Origin of the sequence: Planococcus donghaensis, assembly GCF_001687665.2 — a bacterium.
Classification (GTDB): domain Bacteria; phylum Bacillota; class Bacilli; order Bacillales_A; family Planococcaceae; genus Planococcus; species Planococcus donghaensis.
Genome location: NZ_CP016543.2, coordinates 277,673 through 298,894, shown reverse-complemented (window position 1 = coordinate 298,894; position 21,222 = coordinate 277,673). Strand labels below are relative to the sequence as shown.

The following is a 21,222-nucleotide window of genomic DNA, read 5'->3' as shown; positions in this document are numbered from 1 at the left end:
AACATCGGGTTTGCGCTCTTTACAATTGTCTAAATCCACCTGTGTTTGCACGGACATTGACTTCAGAATATTTTTTGACATCAAGTTCTTTAGACAGCATCGTTCCAACCCATCCACCGATAAATCCAAGGGGCACAGAGAATAATGCCGGGTTAGTTAATGGGAAAATTGGATCTCCTACGAAAATCGCAGCGCCCGCCACCGGATTCATCACACTCGGACTTAAAGACACCAGTACTAATGCTGATATCAATCCTGTTAAAATTGCCGATATTGCTCCTGTCGTATTAAATCGTTTCCAGAAAATCGTGTAAAGAATAACTGGTAAATTGGCACTCGCCGCAATACAGAATGCTAGGGACACGAGAAACGCGACATTCAGGCTTTGCGCAAAAATCGCCAACAAAATTGAAAATGCGGATACCCCAAGAGAAGCATAACGAGCTGCCAACATTTGCTGCCGTTCCGTTGCTTGACCTTTTTTAATAATTTGACCATAAATATCATGAGCAAAAGCCGAAGCCCCGGTCAATACCAGACCCGCTACTACAGCAAGAATCGTCGCAAACGCGACTGCAGAAATAAACGACATTAAAATATCGCCACCCAAGGCTTGTGCCAATAGCGGTGCAGCCATATTCCCAGCAGGATTTGTTGAAGTGATCAAGTCAGACCCCACAAAAGCTGCAGCCCCGAAACCAAGGAAAATGGTCATGACATAAAAAATCCCCACAATCCAAGTTGCCCACATAACTGAGCTTCGTGCTGTTTTTGCATCTTTGACTGTGAAAAAGCGCATTAAAATGTGTGGCAGTCCTGCTGTTCCAAGAACCAAGGCAAGCATGAGTGAAATGGTATCCAACGGGATTTTGTATTTAACTCCAGGACTTAAATACGCTTCACCATGAGGTGTTGCTGTCTTCATCTGCGTGAACATGTCTAGAATGTTAAAATTGAAATTCTTCAGTACTAAGAACGATAAAATAACCGTACCAACCATCAATAACACTGCTTTGATAATTTGTACCCAGCTTGTCGCTGTCATCCCTCCAAATAATACATAGATGGTCATCATGATACCAACTAGCAACACAGCCCATATGTAATCAATGCCAAACAGCAATTGAATCAATGCTCCTGCCCCAACCAATTGAGCAATCATATAGAATATGACAATTGTGATAGAACTTAATGCTGCTGCTCCTCGAACTTTTTTAGCGTTAAAACGTGCATTGATCATATCAGCAAGCGTGTATTTCCCTAGATTACGCAGCGGTTCAGCAACGATAAAAAGAACCACTAAATAGGCAACCAGATAGCCGATAGAAAATAAGAACCCATCAAACCCAAACAAAGCGATAGCTCCTGCAATCCCTAGAAAAGAAGCTGCTGATAGATAATCTCCTGCAATGGCCAAACCATTTTGCCAGCCAGTCAGACCACCACCTGCTGTATAAAAATCACTAGCGGAATTTGTACGTTTTGCTGCAAAATAAGTTATGACAAGGGTAATTCCAACGATAAAAATAAAAATAGAAATAACCGTAGCATTCATTTTGTGTCCTCCTCGTCATAATCAAATTCTTTTAACGTAGCTTTAGCCATAGCATCAAACTTTTCGGCTTTTTTCATGTAAACGGTTACAAGAATCCACGTCATGGCGAATAAAGAAAAAGCGAATACCCACACCCATGTTATGTCTCCAATGAAAGGCGCGTCCAACCAATTGGTATAGGAAATCACGATATTAAATAAGAGATACAGCCCCAAAAATAATGCGGTTGTCGAGATGAGAAATTTTTTCTTCTTATGCATCAACTCTCTGAAACCGGAAGAGTTCTCGATTTTTTGAAAGTCTGGCTCCTTAACCACTGGCCTTTCATGCGTTACCTTTTTCTCTCCCCTCGCATCCTGCTGTGTGTCATTTTCTGTGATTACTTTCGTCACGTCTTTCACCCCTTAATATCAGACTTTTCTGAATCTAAAATAATTAAAGCACTTTTGATTTTCCACGTCAATCATTATAAGTAAAAAAATGTAAGGATAGTTCTTTTAACTCTTTTACATAAAGGTTTTTATACAAATATAGAGAATACAGTAGAATAGCTAAAACAAGGGGAGCCGATAAAATGAAGAAATGGATGATTTATGGGGCGAATGGCTACACAGGTGAATTGATTGCTAGAGAAGCTGTAAAAAGAGGGTTTTCTCCTATACTCGCAGGACGTAGTGCTGATAAAATCCGACCATTAGCCGAGGAACTGTCACTAGCATTTCAAGCATTTCCGTTAGATGGACAGGCAGCAAACTCATTAAAAGATATAGATTTGGTTCTTCACTGTGCCGGTCCTTTTGAACAAACTAGTAAACCGATGATTCAAGCATGTTTGCAAGCACAAACCCACTACCTCGATATTACAGGAGAAATTTCTGTATTCGAATATACCCACTCCCAACATATGTACGCAGTAGAAAAAGACATTATCCTTTGTTCTGGGGTCGGCTTTGATGTTATCCCGACAGACTGCACTGCTTTAAAGTTAAAAGAAGAACTACCTGATGCAATTGAATTATCTCTTGGTTTCGATTCAGATTCAGGCGTTTCACCAGGAACGTTTAAAACCATGATTCAAGGCCTCGGATCAAGTAGTATGCATAGAAAAAATGGTGTGCTGGAACCTGTCGCACTTGGCAGTCAGCATCGCACTATTGATTTTGGTCGAGGTTCGCGTTCGGCAATGGGAATTCCGTGGGGTGATGTTTCGACCGCATTTTATACGACAGGAATTCCGAACATTTCTACTTGGATACCAATGAGCAAGTCAAAAGTTCAAAGCGCTCGTTTAATGAAAGTGGCGAGTCCTTTGTTTGCATCCGATTGGGTAAAAGAGAAATTGCAGAAACAAGTAGAGCAGCGAGTAAAAGGTCCGAATGATGAATTTCGTGCAAATACACCTGCTTACATATGGGGCGAAGCAAGAAATGCGGAGGGCGTGGTCAAAGTTGTTCGCATTCAAACCGCGAATGTTTACGATTTAACCGTTTATGGGGCACTAGATATTGTTCAACGTCTTTTAAAGGAAAAAATTGACGGGGGCTATTACACGCCTGCTGGTCTTTTCGGTTCTAGTTTAGTAGAAAAACTACCAGGTTCAGGAGCCTTTGAAGTCGATACGTTCTACCCTCGTTAAAAAGAGCCAAATTCGTAATTCGAATTTGGCTCTTTTTAGCGATTATTTACTTCTCAATAATTGCATCCGTTGATTAAATAACGTCGGATATGATAAGTAACCTAGCATCACACTGGTCACAGCAGCAGTTGTTAAGAGTAAGAACATAATAAGCAATTGAAATTGCACGGCTTGAATCGGGTCGGCCCCCGCAATAATTTGACCGCTCATCATTCCCGGCAACTGAACAAGTCCTACCGTTTTCTGGCTTTCGATTGTCGGAATCATACTGGCTTTGATCGACGTGATTAATTGTCGATGAATGGCCTGTTTAGGTGTCCCCCCGAGCGATAAGATCAATTCGGTTTGATCTTGCTGCGATTCTACTTCTGCTGTAAAGCGATTCAAGAACAAGATGGATAAGACCATCGAGTTTCCAATGACCATGCCGCTAATCGGGATAATGTATTGTGCAGTTGCTGGTGTGATATTAAAGCCCAGTAAAATACTTTGCGTGAGTACTTCTACAGAGATTAACGTAACCGCCACTTTGGTCGTGATACCTTGAATTGCCGCTCCTTTTTTCTGAGCGTTATGGGTAGCCGCAACGACCATCAAACCAACCATCATGAAAATATAAAGTAAGCTATCCGAATCAAAAACGAATTTGAGTACATAACCAACTGCCAATAATTGAACAATCGAGCGTAGCGTGGCAATAATTGTGTCTTTTTCTAATCCAAGCTTTAAGGTTTTAGACAGTACGAGAGGAATCAATACGAAAATTAAGGTAATCGATAACGTCAAATAGCTCATTCCGCTTCCCCCCTAACAAACCGTTTAACTTTATCATTTACCGGACCTTTAAGTAACTCACTTTCACCGGTTTCTACCACTTCACCGTCCATCATTACCCACGTATAATCCCCAATTTCAAGCGCTTGTTGCAAGTTATGCGTAATCCAAATAATCGTGGTGTGGTATTTCCGGTTGATTTTAACTATTAATTCTTCAATTTCTCTTAAAGAAGTGCGATCTAAAGAAGACGTAATTTCATCAAGTAACAAAACTTCCGGTTTGTTGACAAGTGTTCTGGCAATGGAAACTTTTTGACGTTGACCACCTGATAAATCTTTTACTTTCCGCTCAAGAAGCTCTTTTTCCAATCCGACATCATGCAACAATTCAAGCGCATCGTCTTTCGAGAGCGACTCTCCTTGAAGCTCTAGTGGCAAATTTAAATTTTCATACACGCTGCCTGTAATCATCGGCGCACTTTGAAGTGCAATTCCAACTAAGCGGCGCAGCTCCACTGGCTCATAGCTTTCAATCTCGCGCTCCTTAATGTACACTTCTCCCGATTGTGGAGATAATAATCCGTTACACAATTTCAGTAAAGTGGTTTTCCCTGCTCCCGACGGGCCGACCAACGTCGTAATTTTCCCTTCTGGAAAAGAACCCGTAATGCCTTTTAAAATTGGCATTTGGCCAAATGAAAAATCCACATGATTAAAGTGGATAGCCGGTTTATATTTCACAGACATTATTGTCACTTCCTTTCAGGCAGAAAAACAGCACACGTTTTATAGTGTGCTGCTTGGCTTGCTATTAATCTTCTAGTTTACGTTGAGCAAATTCATCATCCATTTTCAAGAAGTATTCTCCGCCTTCTTCAATGGCTTTTACTCTCGCAATAATATCACGGAACGATTTTTCTTCTTCCATTTGTTCTTCGATAAACCAATCTAAGAACGATAACGTCGCATGTTCTTCTAATTCACCAGCCAATGTGACCAGTGCATAAATATTGCTTGTCACGCTTTTCTCTTGAGCCAATGAATTTTCCAGAACGTCTAATGCACTATTAAAATGATTTTTTGGTTCAGTTAACGCCTGCAACACTGGCTTTTCATCCATTGTTACTAAATAATGATAAAATTTCATCGCATGGTAATGTTCTTCTTTCGATTGGATTAAATAGAAGTTGGCAAAACCATGGTACCCTTTTTTCGAAAAATACGCCGCCATTGCCGTATACGCATGTGCCGCTTGCAATTCATTATTGAACTGATCATTTAACGCATTCGTTAGTTTTTCTGATAACATGTTTTATTCCTCCTATTTCTTATTTAGAATTATTATAATGTAGTTAATATAACATAGCCACTGCAAACAATCAAATCAAATGAGAATAAAGATTTTTAATTGAGAATAGATGTCACTTATGAAGTGAATAACCCTTTCCCAGACGATAATTATTATCATTTAAAACCTCCTGAGACTAATAGCTTACTTTTAGTAACAAGATGTAGTACGATATTATGTAGATAGTCATGTAGGGGGAACTAAAATGACAAACATGAAGCTAGATCCAAAAGTATTTGCGATATTAAAAGAGAAAATCCAAATGATTCAAACTGAAGAAGGAGCCGTATACTTAGTAGGACCAATCCGGCTACCCGTGAATTTATATGAAGAAACTTATGTATTCAATTGGTATTGCTGGTTGAGTCTTGATGAAGTTACAGAAGATTACGAAAGTATCATCGAAAAACTCAACTCAGCAAATCTTGCTGAATACCAGCAATCGAGTGTTCTCGTATACGGAGATTTTGAAAACAATGAAGACGCATTAATCCGCATGCACTCGATTTGTCACACTGGTGATATTTTTGGTAGTAAACGTTGTGATTGTGGTTATCAACTAAAACAATCGATGAAACGAATTACCGAACATGGCACAGGTGCATTGTTTTATTTAGCCAATCATGAAGGGCGCGGCATTGGCCTTTTCAGTAAAGCAATGGCTTACGTTCTACAAGAAAACGGCTATGATACCGTTGAAGCAAATGAACAACTAGGGTACGTAGATGATTCTAGAAATTATGGGGACGCGATTGCTGTATTACAAGCGCTTCGCACTAAGCCTGTTACGTTAATGACCAACAATCCTAAAAAAGTCGATGCTATCGAAAAAGCCGGATTGCAAATTGCATCTCGAACCTCTCTATGGGGAGACAAATCCGAATACAATCAAGACTACTTGCAAACAAAAATCGATCGTTCTGGTCACCTAAAGGACGAGGAGGACATTATGCATGTCAAACCATGACTTTTATATGAACCTTGCTTTGACGAATGCACAAACCTTAAAAGGACAAACAGATCCTAACCCTCTCGTCGGCTCTGTGATTGTTAATGACAACCGAATAGTTGGCATTGGAACGCACCTTAAAGCTGGTGAGCCACATGCTGAAATTCATGCACTCCGCATGGCAGGTGACATGAGTCGTGGCGCTACCATTTATGTAACGCTTGAACCTTGCTCTCATTTCGGCCGGACCGGTCCTTGCGCGCAAGCAATTATCGATGCTGGCATTGATAAAGTGGTCATCGCAACTTTAGACCCCAATCCCATCGTTGCCGGAAATGGTGTACAAATGTTAAAAAAAGCAGGAATCGAAGTAATTGTGGGGGTTCGTGAAGAAGAAGCCATAAAGATGAACGAAGTTTTCAATAAATTCATCGTAACGAAAACTCCTTTTGTGACTTTAAAAGCAGCGTCTACACTTGATGGCAAGATTGCTACACACGCTCTGGATAGCAAATGGATTACAGCAGAAGAAGCGCGATTAGATGTTCACTTAATGCGTAGTCAGCATATGGCTATTCTAGTTGGGGTAGGCACCGTTATTGAAGACGACCCTGAATTAACAGCTCGTATTTCAAATGGTCGAAATCCGCTTCGCATTGTATTAGATTCTACACTGCGTATTCCACTCGATTCCAAACTTGTTACAGATGGGATTGTGGACACTTGGATTTTTACTAGTCAAAATTACGATGCCGACAAAAGAAAAGCGTTAGAAGAATTAGGCGTTTTGGTATTCGAAACTAGTCATGATACGCAAGTAGATGTCGTCGACGTTGTTCGCACGCTCGGTGAAAAAGGCATTTCTTCATTATTTATCGAAGGTGGCGGCACGATCAATGCAGCATTCTTAGAAAATGACTTGATCGATAAAGTGGTATTTTATTTTGCGCCAAAACTTGTAGGTGGAAAAATGGCACCGACTTTTATTGAAGGAACAGGTGTAGAGTGGATGAAAGATGCCATAGAATTGCGCGATGGTGAATTCAGCAAAGTGGGCAAAGACTTTAAATTTACAGGTTACCCTGAAAAGCGAGGCAGTAGCATATGAAATTCGGTTTTGATATAGACGATACCTTGATTAATTTGCGTGAATACGCCTTTCACTATTACCAAAAACAATTAAACAAACCCGTAGATCTGGCTGTTTTCCACGAGTTGAACCGTGTGGAAATACATGAGGCATTTGGATTGAGCGACGAAGAAGGTAAAAACATGTGGAATCGCTCGTTAGAGTTTCTGTATTTCACCGATTGTCCATTGTATGCCGATGCACTCGACTTGTTAAAGCAGCTCGAATCAGATGGGCATGAAATCTACTATATAACGTCGCGTCCTATCGCATTCACGGAAAAAACATTCAATTGGATGGTTGAACAAGGCTTTCCTATCGCAAGAGAAAACTTTTTTTGTGGCATGAAAGATTCGGAAAAAGTGGATATCATTAAAAGTTTGCAGTTGGATTATTATTTTGATGACAAGCCAGCTGTCTTAAATACATTAACGGGTGAATCCGTTACCGTGATTGTTAAAGATCAATCTTATAACCGCCACCTTGATTTGCCCCGCGTTAAAAATTGGGATGAGTTGGGCGATTTGATAAATAGTGAATTAAAGTAAGTGCCAGACGATTTCTTTATTTTATCAGCTGGCGTATCTCTCACTATTCAACATCATCAAAAAAGGACGGAGAATTATCTCCGTCCTTTTTTCTATTCAACTAAGTCTTCTTCACTTAAATGACATTCTCCGAAAGCATCATCCAATGTGTCGTATCTTCCTAAGCGATGGACTTTTCCATTTCTCATTTGCATATACGTATAGATTGTGACATGCCCACTTTGGTGTTCCCACGTAGCTTTTTGAACACAAATTACTTCGTCACCTTTCGCGTAGTAGTCTTGTGTCTCCATATGAATGCCTGACTGTTCAATCCATTTCCGCAAAATATCGTGGCCTTCTGCTACACCTCTTGGCCCGACCAATTCAATATGAGGATCTGAAACTTCTAGTACGGCGTTAATGTTTTTGTCGTTCACTTTTTCAATCCATTGTTTTGCAATGTTGATAGTGTTCTCCATGTTCTTTTCTCCTCTCCTATCACATGCATATACGTTTCTACGTAACTCTATAAAGTCGAAAAAGAAGACAGGAAAAAACCTATCTTCTTTAATAATTCTCGTTTTTCAATTTTTTAAACGTTTTTACGAATTTATCCGGGTCTGTGTAAATCATATATGTCAGTACGCCACGGTGTGTATGAAGGTATAACAATCTAGCTTCTGAAGAAAACGACTTATAAGAGATATCCCATACATTCGCAACATGAAATTGTGTGCCTGGGGTTATCAATGCATCTCTATATAAGTCAATATTGCGCTCGGTTTCAACGATTTTCATTTCGCCAGCCTCAATGGAACGTTCCGTGTCGATATAAGTGATAGACGACAATAACTTTAGTTGATCCATGTCGGCATTCCTCCTAAGGAGCTTTTAAAGCAGTTTATCTTACAAAGAGCCTTTCATGCAAAACATCTGTTTATGCTTAGATGAAACGACCAGCTTCAATTCACTTAAACAGCCCATTAATGTTAAACTATTCTCACAATATTTTTTTGGATGGAGGTGATGCGTCATGGAAAGCTGGTTTGGTGCGACGTCTACTCATTATTTCACTCTTTTTTCTACGAGCCACTTGATCGTACTCACTATCGCTCTTATTGGGAGTCTTCTTCTTTTCTCGTTTAAAAATAAGTTAAAAGAAACCCAACAAGGGGTCTATTGGTTACGCTGGTTATTGCTAGTTTTCCTCTTAGCGTCGGAAATTTCTTATCATTACTGGGCTATCGCTAATGACGTTTGGCGCTTTCATAACCAAATGCCTTTTCATCTATGCGGAGTCGCTTCTGTTGTTTCCATAATTGGCCTACTCACTATGCGTCCTTTCTGGATTCAACTGGCCTTCTTTTTAGGAGTACTGCCCGCTTTTTTAGCACTAGTGACTCCAGAATTACCTTATGACTACCATCATTTTCGGTTTTGGAAATTCTTTATTCACCATACTGCTATAACATGGGCCTGCTTGTTTTTAGCCTTAAGTCGTCCTCAAGTTATTACGATGCGGTCTCTTTTTTCTGTTTATGGTTTACTTCTTTTATACGCCGCTATAGTAGGATTTTTTCTCAATCCATGGACAGATTCCAATTTCCTCTTTTTAATGCAACGTCCCACAACCACTTCCCCTCTAGATTTTTTTGGAGAAGGTCTGTGGTATTACATTAACCTTTGCTTAACCACTTTCGCGTTATTTTCTATTCAATATATGTTATTCCGTAAATTCGTCAAGCCCACTCATAAAAACTTAGGACTTAAAAAGTTTAACGCAAGGTAATAGTACACATAAAAAAGCTTCCGGAACCGGAAGCTTTTTCTCTACGCTTGTTTTACTACTAAACTTGTTAACGCATCAATGAAGAATTGGTTTTCTTCTTCTGTCCCAACGGAAACTCGGACGTAATCAGGCAATCCCCAAATTTTCCCGTGGCGAACAATGACACCTTTAGCCATTAGTTGTTTGTATAAGTTTTCTCCATCTTCTCCAATTTGTACTAACACGAAGTTAGCCATGCTTTCAATATACGTTAATCCAAGCTCGTCAAAAGCTGTGTATAATTGCTGGCGGCCTGCTTTATTGGTTTCTTGTGAAGTTTTAACGTGTTCAGCATCTCCAACGGCTGCGGTCGCTGCAAGTTGCGCTAATGTATTGACGTTAAATGGCTCTTTTACTTTTAAAATGGATTGAATAATCGCTTCAGGCGCAATTCCGAAACCAACGCGTACACCAGCAATGCCGTAAATTTTTGAGAACGTCTCCAACGTGACAACTGGGTACCCTGCATTCACATATTCCACACCATTTGTGTAATCTGATGCATCTGCAAAATGATCGTAAGCTGCATCAATCACTACTAATACATCATCAAGTGCATTGACTAACTTATCCAAATCCGATTTCGGAATATATGTCCCTGTTGGGTTGTTTGGCGTACAAATGTAAATAATCTTCGTTTTTTCCGTAACGGCTGAAATCAATGCGTCTACATCATACTCGAAACCTTCTTTAAATTGAACAGGTACCACGGTAGCGCCCATAATATGTGCTCCGAAGTCGTATTCACTAAATGAAGGAGATGGAACAATTACTTCGTCCCCTGCTTCAAGAAAAGCCTCAGAGATTAATGTGATCAATTCATCTGCTCCGTTGGTTGTAATCACTTGTTTTGGTGTTACCTGATATTTTTCACCAATCGCTTTTTTTAATGCACTCGCATCTGCATCCGGGTAACGGTTTAATCCTGCTAATCCGTTTTGGATAGCTGCTACTGCTTTAGGTGATGGACCTAACGGATTTTCGTTAGACGCTAACTTGACGACACGGTCTAACCCTAACTCTTTTTGCACTTCCCAAATCGGCTTTCCTGGTGAGTACGGCTGAATTTTGTCTAATGTTTTACGTGCTGTGATTTTACTTGAGCTTGTCATAGGGATTCCTCCAAAAGTATAAGTGATGTAGTGTTATCTATGTATTTTTCAATCATACCATTGCCATAAAACATTTTAAATTCAATTGGCTTTTGAGTTATTCAATAGAGAATTACGTTTCATCTCATTATACAGAATTGCAACATTATTTGCACAAGCATCTCCAACTATTTGTATCGGAGAAAGGAATGTGATTAACTGTTAAACAGATAGATCGATAGAGGAGTTTTAACATGATGAAGAAAATGACATTCGCATTGGTCCCGTTCTTATTATTACTAACACTAAGTGCATGCACTGATGATGAAAAAGCATCAAAAGAAAAATCCGAGCCTGAAACAACCAAGCAATCAGGCGCTACAACTCCTGCAGCCTATACACTTGAGTTGCCCGAAAAAGAAGAGGTTGTGGTTATCGTAAATGGAGAAGAGATTTTAGGAAAAGTTTATAATAGTGTGGCACGTCAGCTTGAAGCTACACTAGCTGCTCAAGGACAATCGGTTTCCGACGCGGAAAGTGCAGAACTTCTAAAAGAACAAGCTTTGTCTGTATTAGTTGGCAATCACGTGATTTTGCAAGATGCAGAGGAAAAAGGCTATCAAGCTGATGATGCAACAGTTAAAGAACGCCTAACAGAATTGAAAGAACAGTTTGAAACAGAAGAAGCAATGAACGCCGCATTAAACGAAACCGGATTTACACTAGAAGAAATGGAATTGCAACTACGCGAACAATTGGTATATGAACAATATGTTGCAGAAGAAGTCGAAGTGGATAAAGTAACTGACGAAGAAGTCAAAAAAGCATATGAAGACTTTGTAGCATCTTCTGAAGCAGAAGCCCCACCTCTAGAAAAAATGGAGCCAACAATCCGTCAGTCGCTAGTAGGACAAAAAACACAAGATGCGGTATTCGCCAAAATTGAAGAGTTGAAAAAATCAGCCAAAATCGAAGTCAACATATAAAACAAAACATCCTGCTCGCGTTAAGCAGGATGTTTTTGGGTTACGCTAATTTTTCTGAACAGTAAGCAAGAATTTCTTCTTCTTCCTCGTCTTCAAGTCCAAATTCAAGCGCGCCTCTTGTTTGTTTATCGATAAAGTTATAATGTGCGATACGGGCTCCAGCTTCTTCTGCCGCGATAATGACACGCAGTTCTAAGCCGCCTTCCGTATATAATTCATCTTCTTCGTCCACTTCAACGTTTAACAAGAATTCATAGCGATCGCCCACCATGATACCCGTCGGGTCATTGATTTTGTGAAATACGTAATCTGTAATTTGCATTGTAACACCTCCGTTCTTCTATTCTAGCTTGTCTCACCCCGTTTGGACAGTTACACGGCAAAATAAAACGTTTACTCTCCTCATAACCGGGAACATAAAGAAAGTGAAGACAATTAAAGGAGTGGAATCGAATGAACGTATTAGTTATTGGAGCAAACGGTCAAGTCGGCCGCAACATTGTCAAAGAATTAGCTGAAACGAATCACAAAGCAACTGCGATGGTTCGTAAAGAAGAACAAATAGATAAACTAAAAGAGCTTGGTGCTACTAATGTGGTTTTAGGCGATTTAGAGCAAGATTTCAGTGATGCTTTTGAAGGCGTAGATGCTGTGATTTTTGCAGCAGGATCTGGTCCAAAAACAGGCGCTGATAAAACACTTACTATTGATTTATGGGGTTCAGTAAAAGCTGCACAATATGCACAACAAAAAGGGGTAAAACGCTTTGTACAACTAGGTTCGGTTGGATCAGACAACCCAGATGCCGGCGGCGAAGCGATGAAGCCATACCTTGTCGCTAAACGCACAGCAGATGATTTATTGAAAACAACCGATTTAGACTATACCATTGTTCGCCCAGGCGCACTTTCAGATGAAGAAAAGTCTGGCAAGATTGAAGTGTCGCTTGACGGCTTTAGTTCTTTAGAAGGCAGATCTATTCCACGAGCAGACGTGGCCCATGTTCTAGTGGATGTGCTCGATCGCAACAACACGTACCATAAAGTATTTGAAGTGCTGCAAGGTGATCAACCAGCCAGCGATCAACTAAATTCCTTGTAGGAACGACTAGAATCTACAGTAAAAAAGAGCGAATGGATTTTCGCTCTTTTTTGTGTTAAAATAGGCAATACGATAACTAGAGGACGTGATAAGCATGATTAATATTCAACCACCAAAAGCTGATGTGACGATTACACAGCGCAAACAAGAAATTACAGGTGACGAAGCTGTCATCAAACCATTATTCGGCTTTATCGATTTGCACGATATTCCACGCGATAAAGGCGGCATTATTCAATTCTTCAACCATAGCGGCGAGCTATTGTTTGTCGGAAAAGCCCGCAAACTACGTCAACGTGTGAAAAAGCATTTTGAAGATTCAGTATCACCATTGAAAAATCACCGTGAAGAAGTTTACCGCATTACGGTTTCTTTCGTTGAAGATCCAATGGAACGCGAAATCTACGAAACGTATTTAATCAACGCTCATAAAGCTAGATACAACGTAGACAAAGTGTTTTACAAAGACCAAGAATAGTCAAAAAAGGAAGCCCGCGGGCTTCCTTTTTTTAGTGCTTTTTAATCTCAGTAGGATCAACAAGCCACTTTTCAAAATAATGATGGCTATGTCCTTCTGGGTGATCGTTCACTCGCCCAAATTCCATGAAACCTTGCTTCTTATAAAATTCAGGTGCTTGAAAACTGAATGTATCAACAATCATTACTCTGTATTTTTTGCTGTGTGCATAAGCCTCCACTTGAGCCATTAGCTTTTCTGCCACGCGCTGACCTCTCATTGAAGGAGCTACCCACAAAAAATCGATATGTAAGCTTTTCCAGAAGCTTGTAGTCGTAATCCCCCCTACAATCTCCCCTTCCTCGTTGCGCACAATAAAATTCATTTGCTCAATTGGAGATTTGGCTTCTGCAGATAAATTAGCCATGTTGTGTTCAATCACTTTTTTCCGTATAAACTCACGGTCATCTGGCGCATTTTGTTGAATAATTTCCATGAAGGTATTCCTCCTTTTTTAAACTCACTTTATTCTCTCATTTTCTCCAGTTTTTGTGCATCTTCTATTAACAATCATGTTTTAATTCTCTTTTCAAAAGGAATAGTAAAGTACCAACTATGTTTTTTGGAGGAAATAATATGGCTACAACGACAAAAGAAAGTTTATCTGCTCACAGCCAAAGTGAATACGATCCGCTTCGACGGGTTTTGTTATGTCCCCCTCGCTTTATGGAAATAAAAGACGTCATCAATGACGTTCAAAAAAGATACAAAGATGAAAATATTGATGTAGACAAAGCATTGGATCAACACAATACATTTGTTCAAGCATTAATCGAAAACGGCGTTCATACAGATCTGATCGAGCCATCAGAGAAGTATCCGGAACAAGTTTTCACACGTGACATTGGCTTTACCATTGGCGACACGGTATTCATTAGTGAAATGGCTTCTGGTATTCGCCAAGGTGAAGAACAAGAGCTCGAAAAGTGGATGGAAAATTATCATATTAATTTCAAGCGATTAGCGGGCCACCGAATTGAAGGGGGCGACGTCATCATTGACCGGGATACGGCCTTTGTTGGAGTTAGTAGTCGAACTTCTAAAAAAGCCATTCAAAAACTGCAAGCTGAGCTGCGCGATTTCGAAATTGTTCCGATTGCTTTTAATGAGAAGTACTTGCACTTGGATTGTGTCTTTAATATTTTATCTCCAACTGAAGCACTAATTTTCCCAGAAGCGCTTGATAAGGCTACCATTCGTATGCTCGCTGAACGATACACGTTAATACGCGTTAATGAAAAAGAACAGTTTGCATTAGGTACTAACGTACTGTCAATTGGCGATCGTAAAGTGTTTAGCCAACCACAAAATGTGCAAGTGAATAAGCATTTGACTGCTCGTGGTTTTCACGTCATCGAAGTCGATTATTCTGAAATCATTAAATCTGGCGGTGCATTCCGTTGCTGCACCATGCCATTAATTCGTTCATAAAAATAACCGTAAGCCTCTTTTGGCTTACGGTTATTTTTTATCGTTGTTGCGTTGCTTCTTGACGACTTTGTACGATAAATTCTTTCATCAATTCGACACCATCTGGCGTACCGATAGATTCCGGATGAAATTGAATCCCATAAACCGGATATTCTTTATGCTTTACCGCCATAATCGTATCGTCATCAAGTGCTTTAGACTGAACTTCTAAACAACTCGCCAATGTTTCTGGTTCTAACACAAGCGAATGGTAGCGCATGACTGGTAACGGCAAAGGCATGTTTTTAAACAGCCCTTGATGACTATGCGATACATCCGACACTTTACCGTGACGGATAAACGGTGCTTCGACAACGTTCCCGCCGAATGCTGCGCCAATTAATTGTTGGCCGAGGCAAATCCCCAAAATTGGAACAGACTTGTGTAATTTCTGAATTAGCTCAATCGATTCGGGCAATTCCCGCGGATGACCTGGTCCTGGTGAAAGAATAATCGCTTGAGGATTTTTTTCTTTAATCTCTTCAAGCGTCAAGACACCATAACGCACTACTTCAACTTCGACACCCATTGCTGCGACCGCTTGATAAATATTATACGTAAATGAGTCATAGTGATCGATTAATAAAATCATCCGAACACCTCCGTAAGTGAACGCGCTTTATGAAGCGTTTCTTCGTACTCTGCTTGAGGGTCCGAGTCAAACACAATACCCGCTCCTGCTTGAACGTGAACCATCCCATCTTTCACAACAAAAGTCCGAATGGCGAGGGCTACATCAAGGTTGCCATTAAACCCTAAATAACCAATTGCCCCACCGTAAACACCTCTTCGTTCTTCTTCAAACTCTTGTATCAATTGCATAGCACGAACTTTAGGTGCTCCTGAAACTGTTCCAGCAGGTAAACATGATACCAATGCGTCTAGTGGATGCATTTTCGGGTCTAGTTCTCCTGTTACTTCCGACACTAGGTGCATGACATGTTGATACTTTTCAATGACCATATACTTTGGTACATCTACCGTCCCAATTTGAGCAACGCGTCCGACATCATTACGACTGAGATCGACAAGCATTTTATGCTCAGCCTGTTCTTTTTCATCACCAGCCAATTCTTCTGCCAAACGATTGTCTTCATTTTCCGTTTTTCCACGTTTGCGCGTGCCTGCAATCGGATTGGTAATCATATGACTGTCACGTATCGTCAACAAACTTTCTGGCGAAGCCCCAACTACTGCATAGCCATCAAAATCAATGAAAAATTGATAAGGCGACGGATTTTGCTTGCGTAATTTACGATACAGCGTAAAAGCATCTCCTTTGTAACTTGCAGACAAACGCTGCGACAAAACCAATTGGAACACATCACCTTTACGAATGTGGTCTTTTGCTTGCTCTACTTGTTTGCGGAAAAAAGAATCACTTGTTTTGGAATTGAATTGCAGCGATTGTTGGTCTGTTGTCACTGACTTTTCTGGAACAGCTAATTGCTGCTCAATTTCATCTAGCTTATCCTCAAATGACAAAATGGTCACATCATTTTTCACATGATCAAATACTACAATCGTCTCGTAAATCTGCAGATGAATATCCGGCATTTGAAGGCTATCTTCTTTTGGTGCTTTAACAGGTTCGTAAACTTGAATCGCATCGTACCCAATGTAACCTAGAGCTCCACCTGTAAAAGGTAGCCCCTCTATTTCCGCATCATAGCGCGGCATTAACTTTTTGATGAGCTCTAATGGTTTTCCTTCATGTAAGGTTTCAGTACCTGTCCGAAAATTAAGTTCTCGCAATTGTTGTCCGTGGCCGATATAACCCACTGTCGGATTTGCTCCGATAAACGAATAACGACCTGTTACACTCGTCTTTAATGAACTTTCAAGCAAGCATTTGCGTTCTCCTGCTAATCGATTAAACACCGCAATAGGTGTTAACGAATCCCCATCAATTTTTCTCGTCTTCATTTCTTTACTCATCTCAACTCATCTCCATTTCTGAAAAACGCCGTTACTCGTGCATTTTTCTTACCTGTTATAAACAAAAAAGTCCCCTGCAAGAAACAGAATTGTTCCTTGCAGAGGACGGATTGACCGTGGTACCACCTCATGTTAAAGCTCTTACAGCTTTCACTCTACCCCCGATAACGTAGGGAAACGGACTCTTCTACTACTGTTCAAAGAATCACTCATAAGTCCATTCACTCAGACACCCCACCAGTTTCCACCTGCCACTGGCTCTCTTTGAGAGGTTAATCTGCGCTACTTTTCTTATTCATCGATTTGGCTCTACTATGCTCTTCTCAACTAGAATTCGGCGACGTCGCTCCCGACCCCTTCTACCGCAATCCGTACAAAAAGGTTGTGCTCATCTTATTAAATCCAAAGGGATTTGTCAACTATATTCAATGATTTTAGATAATTCTGTTATTTCTATTCAGAATCATGTATAAATAGAGTAAGTGTTATTTAATTTCCAATTATGAAGGAGGAGAAATATCAATGAAACGTTCTTTACTTCTAACTTCCGGATTTTTATCTGGAGCGCTATTTCTCACAGGCTGTGCAGGTGAAAGCAATTCGGGTACTGAAGGAGAGGAAGATCGCACGAAAATTAGTTTTATCCATTGGCGCGGCGAGGATAAAGCAGTATTAGATGATCTTATTGCTCAATTCGAAGAAGAAAACCCTGCTGTTTCCGTAGAAATGACCATTTATCCATCTGAACAATATCAAGCTACCGGTCAACGTCTGTTGCAAGATGGTTCAACAGGTGACGTCTTCACCTCCTTCCCAGGAGCTCAGTTCGAAGCAATTGCTAGCGCTGGGTTGTTTGAAGATTTAAGCGGAGAAGATTTTGTTTCCAATTTTGATGAAGAATTGATTAGTGTTGGTCAAAAAGATGGGGCTCAGCTAGCGTTACCTTATCAATTGGTCTTCAATATGCCCGTTTACAACAAAGGCATGTTTGAAGAGCTTGGTCTTGAAGTTCCAAAAAGCTGGAGTGAATTTCAAACAATGGCTGATACTCTTTTAGAAAATGATATTACTCCAATTGCCTTTCCGGGTGCAGATATTGGCCCGAACCAATTTATGAACAGTATGATGATGAATAATGCACCTGATGAAGATGTTTTCGAAAAACTTCAAAATGGTGAAGAATCTTTAACAAATGAGTGGTGGGTGAAAACTTTAGAAGATTTCCAGCTACTTGAACAAAAGTCTTATATTCAAAAAGATGCACTAGGCACTTCACAAGATTCGGCAATGGCGATGGTCGCTAACGAAGAAGCTGCCATGCTAGCAACGGGTTCTTATCATATGTCAGCTTTACTTGACTTAAACCCTGACCTCGAACTTGATTTGATGGCGCCAATTACAGTAGAAGAAAGCGAAGCGATGTACGAGGGCATTAACACAGCGACTTTCATGCTTGCGGTTAATAGCAAATCAGAGAAAAAAGAACAAGCAAAAGAATTTATCGCTTTTCTTAGCCAGCCTGAAATCGCCTCACAATATGCTAATGAAACAGGTCAACATTTAACGATTAATGATGTTGAATATGAATCTGAAGTGTTGCAAAATACAGCTTATTGGATTGACGAAAGAAAAACACGTTTCCAGCCCCGATTCTTGATTACGAATGCTCAAATTGAAGCTGCTGTTTTAAGTTCTATTGAAAACGTTCTCGGTGGAGCAGAGCCAATGGAAGCTGCAAAAGAAGCGCAACAGATTGTAGACGAAAATAGGGATTAACAGCATGAAAACTTCGAAATCAATTTACTTATTCTTTTTACCGGGGCTTTTTTTATATGCGATTTTCTTTGTGTATCCGACGATTAGCGCATTGTTTTATTCGTTTACAGATTGGGACGGCTTAAGTTCGAGCTTTCAGTTTGTTGGGGTTGAAAATTATGAACGTGCCTTTACAGGAGATACTGTTTTCCGGAAAACGATTGGCAACAACTTGAAATTCATGTTAGTTGTTGTGGTATTTCAAACGCTTGTCGCCTTAGCTTTTGCGTTAATCGTTTTGAAAAATACAAAGACGACTATTTTCTTACGGGCACTTTACTTTTTCCCGACCATTTTATCGTCTGTCTCAGTCGCTTTTATATGGTCGTTTATTTACGACCCTTCTCTCGGTATATTAAATCAGCTATTAGAGTTAATCGGGTTGGAATTTTTAGCACAAAACTGGCTCGGCAACGCAAATATTGCGATTTACTCTTTAGCCGTTACACAAATATGGTTCCACGCGGGACAAATGCTGATTATTTTTGTTGCTGGCTTGCAAGCCATTCCAGAAGAACTTTACGAAGTGGCGAAAATTGAAGGTGCTTCGAAATGGCAAACGTTTCGCAATGTGACGTGGCCGCTACTCGCACCTTCTGCTACCATCGTTGTTGCGTATACAACCATCCAGTCTTTCAAAGCATTTGATCTAGTGTTCGCGATGACAGGTGGCGGCCCAAATAATTCAACAGAAATTGTCGCCACTTATATTTTTGATATCGCCTTTAGAAGCTATCAATTTGGCTATGCTAGTGCGATTTCAGTTATTTTCATGGTGATTATTGCGATTATTACTTACCTGCAGTTCAAGGTTTTACGCTCTAATCGTATTTCGTATTAAGAGAGGAGGAAAAACGGGTTGTTCTTCCGAAGATTTTCACTCATTATTTATGCCTTGCTAATTTTGATTCCTTTATTAATTGTTGTCTTAACGTCTTTAAAGACCATTCAAGAAACGTTTAGAAATCCTCTTGGTTGGCCAGAATCGGGATTTCAATTTGAAAATTACTCCTCCATTTTTCAAGAACAAACAATGGCTGGTTATTTTTTAAACAGCGTCATTGTGACATTGTTCTCCGTGTCGTTGACATTATTCTTTGCATCGCTAATTGGTTACGGCATTACGCGACTCAACAATTGGATCGGCAATCTAATATTTATTTTATTTACGCTTGGCATGATGGTTCCTGCACAAGTTAGCATGGTGCCCCTTTATTCACTCATGCTGGATTTAAATTTAACTAATAGTTTGTTAGGCCTCATTCTTGTAAACATCGCTACAACTTTACCAATTGCTGTTTTCATTTTAACGGGCTTTATGAAAACTTTGCCGAAAGAGTTATTTGAGGCTTCCACAATTGACGGTGCAGGAAATTGGAAAATCTACACAAAAGTAGCGATTCCGCTGTCATTGCCTTCTTTATCGGCAACAGCCATTTTTTTATTTGTGATGCATTGGAATGATTTGTTGTATCCGTTACTGTTTATTACAGATAATGCATACAAAACCTTACCGCTTGCTTTGTTAGAATTCCAAGGCGAGTACTCCACAAATTACCCAATGCTCTTTACAGGGGTGATTATTGCTTCGGCACCTATGGTTATTGCTTATGTTTTCTTACAACGCTATTTTGTCGCTGGTATGACGGCTGGGGCAATAAAATAAAAAGCGACATCGCTCAACTAGAGCGATGTCGTCTTTTTTATTGCCATAACATTGGCTTATCTACCATAAACCACATCATCAACATTAATAAAAAAATATAAATCCATAAAGAGCGATTTAACTTTTTAACCAATGTTAGCTGATCAAATTTTTCGTCATTAAACTTACGGAGAGTGGGTGTAAATGCACGTGCTAGGAAAAACACGGAAGCCACCATAACGCCAATCGTGCCTAGTATCCACGAAGTTCCCCACCCCCACGGGCCTTGCCAAATCAACAAAACACCCGTTGTGACTAATACATGTCCCGCATGTTTCACAAGGCGAGTTGCCGATTTAAACGTGATAATATGTGACAGGAGAACATCCCCCGCAGCGGTCTCCATTCGCTTGACTAAAGGAAGTAGCACAAAAAACGGACCAATCGATAAAACCGCACTTAAAATATGAGCAAACAAAATGAGTGTGTACATTTCGTACTTACTCTTCCGTTAAATGAAATTCGTGAACCCAGACAGTCATCTGTGGCAACCAAGGCATACCTGCATGAGTAGACAAAATCGCTTGCTTATATTCCTCAACAGTCGCGTATCCTTCTCCTGCTACGATTTCATCCGTTAACTCTCCAAGAGTTTGTTGGTATACACGGTCTACCAAAAATTTTTTATCTTCAAGCACCATTATTTCTCCAACATCTGCATAACGACCATTTCGACGCGTGGCTACTTTTTTACCGAGCAACACTCTTTCTACGTCTTGCTTATTCGTTACCAGTCTTTCAATGCTGCATGTTTTAGGCGCCAATTGCTGCGCATTTGTTTCAGTCATTTGTATTCCACCTCTCGTTAGTTGCTAATTCAGTATAGCCTTTTCGATACGCTTATTCAC

Annotated in this window: 26 protein-coding genes and 1 other annotated feature; of the genes, 12 read left to right on the top strand and 14 right to left on the bottom strand. The window is 40.1% G+C overall.

Going from position 1 to position 21,222, the window contains the following annotated elements; all coding sequences use genetic code 11:
• Positions 1-19: 19 nt before the first annotated feature.
• Both BCM40_RS01605 and BCM40_RS01600 read right to left on the bottom strand, forming a co-directional pair.
• Positions 20-1,555, bottom strand: a complete 1,536-nt coding sequence (locus BCM40_RS01605) for a solute symporter family protein (RefSeq protein ID WP_008428756.1) — start codon at positions 1,553-1,555, stop codon at positions 20-22.
• Positions 1,552-1,947 carry a DUF485 domain-containing protein gene (locus BCM40_RS01600; protein ID WP_065527453.1) on the bottom strand — a complete coding sequence of 132 codons (396 nt, stop codon included), beginning with the start codon at positions 1,945-1,947 and terminating at the stop codon, positions 1,552-1,554. The genes BCM40_RS01605 and BCM40_RS01600 overlap by 4 nt, the downstream gene beginning before the upstream one ends.
• A 182-nt stretch (positions 1,948-2,129) precedes the next feature.
• Between BCM40_RS01600 and BCM40_RS01595 the strand changes: the two genes are divergently transcribed.
• Positions 2,130-3,191, top strand: coding sequence for a saccharopine dehydrogenase family protein (locus tag BCM40_RS01595; protein WP_065527454.1), 1,062 nt, complete (start codon positions 2,130-2,132; stop codon positions 3,189-3,191).
• Between the two features lie 42 nt (positions 3,192-3,233).
• On the opposite strand, the gene BCM40_RS01590 is transcribed toward BCM40_RS01595, so the two are convergent.
• The 3 genes from BCM40_RS01590 to BCM40_RS01580 form a co-directional block, all read right to left on the bottom strand.
• A complete protein-coding gene (locus BCM40_RS01590) occupies positions 3,234-3,986 on the bottom strand; it encodes an ABC transporter permease (RefSeq protein WP_065527455.1) in 753 nt (250 codons plus the stop codon).
• Entirely contained in the window at positions 3,983-4,714 is a 732-nt protein-coding gene (locus BCM40_RS01585; RefSeq protein ID WP_065527456.1) for an ABC transporter ATP-binding protein, read from the bottom strand. The genes BCM40_RS01590 and BCM40_RS01585 overlap by 4 nt, the downstream gene beginning before the upstream one ends.
• A gap of 64 nt (positions 4,715-4,778) precedes the next feature.
• Positions 4,779-5,276 (bottom strand): ferritin, encoded by a 498-nt coding sequence (locus tag BCM40_RS01580; RefSeq protein WP_065527457.1) that lies wholly within the window; start codon positions 5,274-5,276, stop codon positions 4,779-4,781.
• Positions 5,277-5,520: 244 nt separating this feature from the next.
• On the opposite strand from BCM40_RS01580, the gene BCM40_RS01575 reads away from it, so the two are divergent.
• From BCM40_RS01575 to BCM40_RS01565, 3 genes are read left to right on the top strand one after another with little or no spacing between them, the layout of a single operon-like run.
• Positions 5,521-6,282 carry a GTP cyclohydrolase II gene (locus tag BCM40_RS01575; protein ID WP_065527458.1) on the top strand — a complete coding sequence of 254 codons (762 nt, stop codon included), beginning with the start codon at positions 5,521-5,523 and terminating at the stop codon, positions 6,280-6,282.
• Entirely contained in the window at positions 6,269-7,372 is a 1,104-nt protein-coding gene (ribD, locus tag BCM40_RS01570; protein ID WP_065527459.1) for a bifunctional diaminohydroxyphosphoribosylaminopyrimidine deaminase/5-amino-6-(5-phosphoribosylamino)uracil reductase RibD, read from the top strand. The genes BCM40_RS01575 and ribD overlap by 14 nt, the downstream gene beginning before the upstream one ends.
• Positions 7,369-7,941 (top strand): 5' nucleotidase, NT5C type, encoded by a 573-nt coding sequence (locus BCM40_RS01565; RefSeq protein WP_065527460.1) that lies wholly within the window; start codon positions 7,369-7,371, stop codon positions 7,939-7,941. The genes ribD and BCM40_RS01565 overlap by 4 nt, the downstream gene beginning before the upstream one ends.
• A 92-nt stretch (positions 7,942-8,033) precedes the next feature.
• Here the strand turns inward: BCM40_RS01565 and BCM40_RS01560 are convergent, their stop codons facing one another.
• Entirely contained in the window at positions 8,034-8,402 is a 369-nt protein-coding gene (locus BCM40_RS01560) for a nuclear transport factor 2 family protein (RefSeq protein ID WP_065527461.1), read from the bottom strand.
• An 88-nt stretch (positions 8,403-8,490) separates the two neighbouring features.
• Positions 8,491-8,790, bottom strand: coding sequence for a hypothetical protein (locus BCM40_RS01555; RefSeq protein WP_065527462.1), 300 nt, complete (start codon positions 8,788-8,790; stop codon positions 8,491-8,493).
• Between the two features lie 166 nt (positions 8,791-8,956).
• Here BCM40_RS01555 and BCM40_RS01550 point away from each other — a divergent pair, with 166 nt between their 5' ends.
• The gene (locus BCM40_RS01550; protein ID WP_065527463.1) at positions 8,957-9,712 is read left to right on the top strand and encodes a YwaF family protein; all 756 of its coding nucleotides are present in this window, start codon (positions 8,957-8,959) and stop codon (positions 9,710-9,712) included.
• Positions 9,713-9,753: 41 nt separating this feature from the next.
• Here BCM40_RS01550 and hisC read toward each other — a convergent pair whose 3' ends face one another.
• A complete protein-coding gene (gene hisC / locus BCM40_RS01545; protein ID WP_065527464.1) occupies positions 9,754-10,863 on the bottom strand; it encodes a histidinol-phosphate transaminase in 1,110 nt (369 codons plus the stop codon).
• A gap of 233 nt (positions 10,864-11,096) precedes the next feature.
• Between hisC and BCM40_RS01540 the strand changes: the two genes are divergently transcribed.
• Positions 11,097-11,828 carry a SurA N-terminal domain-containing protein gene (locus tag BCM40_RS01540; RefSeq protein ID WP_065527465.1) on the top strand — a complete coding sequence of 244 codons (732 nt, stop codon included), beginning with the start codon at positions 11,097-11,099 and terminating at the stop codon, positions 11,826-11,828.
• Between the two features lie 40 nt (positions 11,829-11,868).
• Here BCM40_RS01540 and BCM40_RS01535 read toward each other — a convergent pair whose 3' ends face one another.
• On the bottom strand, positions 11,869-12,150 hold the full coding sequence (locus BCM40_RS01535) for a DUF6509 family protein (RefSeq protein WP_058386598.1): 282 nt from the start codon (positions 12,148-12,150) through the stop codon (positions 11,869-11,871).
• A gap of 131 nt (positions 12,151-12,281) precedes the next feature.
• On the opposite strand from BCM40_RS01535, the gene BCM40_RS01530 reads away from it, so the two are divergent.
• Together BCM40_RS01530 and BCM40_RS01525 are read left to right on the top strand one after the other, a co-directional pair.
• Positions 12,282-12,929: an SDR family oxidoreductase gene (locus BCM40_RS01530; RefSeq protein ID WP_065527466.1), complete on the top strand. Its 648-nt coding sequence runs from the start codon at positions 12,282-12,284 to the stop codon at positions 12,927-12,929.
• Between the two features lie 94 nt (positions 12,930-13,023).
• On the top strand, positions 13,024-13,407 hold the full coding sequence (locus tag BCM40_RS01525; RefSeq protein ID WP_008428720.1) for a nucleotide excision repair endonuclease: 384 nt from the start codon (positions 13,024-13,026) through the stop codon (positions 13,405-13,407).
• 31 nt (positions 13,408-13,438) lie between these two features.
• Here BCM40_RS01525 and BCM40_RS01520 read toward each other — a convergent pair whose 3' ends face one another.
• Positions 13,439-13,882: a GNAT family N-acetyltransferase gene (locus BCM40_RS01520; protein ID WP_065527467.1), complete on the bottom strand. Its 444-nt coding sequence runs from the start codon at positions 13,880-13,882 to the stop codon at positions 13,439-13,441.
• Positions 13,883-14,022: 140 nt separating this feature from the next.
• Here BCM40_RS01520 and BCM40_RS01515 point away from each other — a divergent pair, with 140 nt between their 5' ends.
• Positions 14,023-14,877 (top strand): dimethylarginine dimethylaminohydrolase family protein, encoded by an 855-nt coding sequence (locus tag BCM40_RS01515; RefSeq protein ID WP_065527468.1) that lies wholly within the window; start codon positions 14,023-14,025, stop codon positions 14,875-14,877.
• A gap of 37 nt (positions 14,878-14,914) precedes the next feature.
• On the opposite strand, the gene BCM40_RS01510 is transcribed toward BCM40_RS01515, so the two are convergent.
• Both BCM40_RS01510 and trpE read right to left on the bottom strand, forming a co-directional pair.
• Entirely contained in the window at positions 14,915-15,508 is a 594-nt protein-coding gene (locus BCM40_RS01510) for an anthranilate synthase component II (protein ID WP_065527469.1), read from the bottom strand.
• Positions 15,505-16,854, bottom strand: coding sequence for an anthranilate synthase component I (gene trpE, locus BCM40_RS01505; protein ID WP_065527470.1), 1,350 nt, complete (start codon positions 16,852-16,854; stop codon positions 15,505-15,507). Before trpE ends, BCM40_RS01510 begins: the two co-directional genes overlap by 4 nt.
• A 98-nt stretch (positions 16,855-16,952) precedes the next feature.
• Positions 16,953-17,162, bottom strand: a binding site (T-box leader).
• Between the two features lie 214 nt (positions 17,163-17,376).
• On the opposite strand from trpE, the gene BCM40_RS01500 reads away from it, so the two are divergent.
• The 3 genes from BCM40_RS01500 to BCM40_RS01490 are packed head-to-tail and all read left to right on the top strand — an operon-like array spanning position 17,377 to position 20,335.
• Positions 17,377-18,630 (top strand): ABC transporter substrate-binding protein, encoded by a 1,254-nt coding sequence (locus BCM40_RS01500; RefSeq protein WP_065527471.1) that lies wholly within the window; start codon positions 17,377-17,379, stop codon positions 18,628-18,630.
• A 4-nt stretch (positions 18,631-18,634) separates the two neighbouring features.
• On the top strand, positions 18,635-19,510 hold the full coding sequence (locus BCM40_RS01495) for a carbohydrate ABC transporter permease (RefSeq protein ID WP_065527472.1): 876 nt from the start codon (positions 18,635-18,637) through the stop codon (positions 19,508-19,510).
• An 18-nt stretch (positions 19,511-19,528) separates the two neighbouring features.
• Complete coding sequence (locus tag BCM40_RS01490) at positions 19,529-20,335, top strand: carbohydrate ABC transporter permease (protein ID WP_065527473.1); 807 nt, start codon at positions 19,529-19,531, stop codon at positions 20,333-20,335.
• Positions 20,336-20,372: 37 nt separating this feature from the next.
• On the opposite strand, the gene BCM40_RS01485 is transcribed toward BCM40_RS01490, so the two are convergent.
• Positions 20,373-20,807: a hypothetical protein gene (locus BCM40_RS01485; RefSeq protein WP_065527474.1), complete on the bottom strand. Its 435-nt coding sequence runs from the start codon at positions 20,805-20,807 to the stop codon at positions 20,373-20,375.
• Between the two features lie 7 nt (positions 20,808-20,814).
• A complete protein-coding gene (locus BCM40_RS01480) occupies positions 20,815-21,162 on the bottom strand; it encodes an ASCH domain-containing protein (RefSeq protein WP_065527475.1) in 348 nt (115 codons plus the stop codon).
• Positions 21,163-21,222 lie beyond the last annotated feature (60 nt).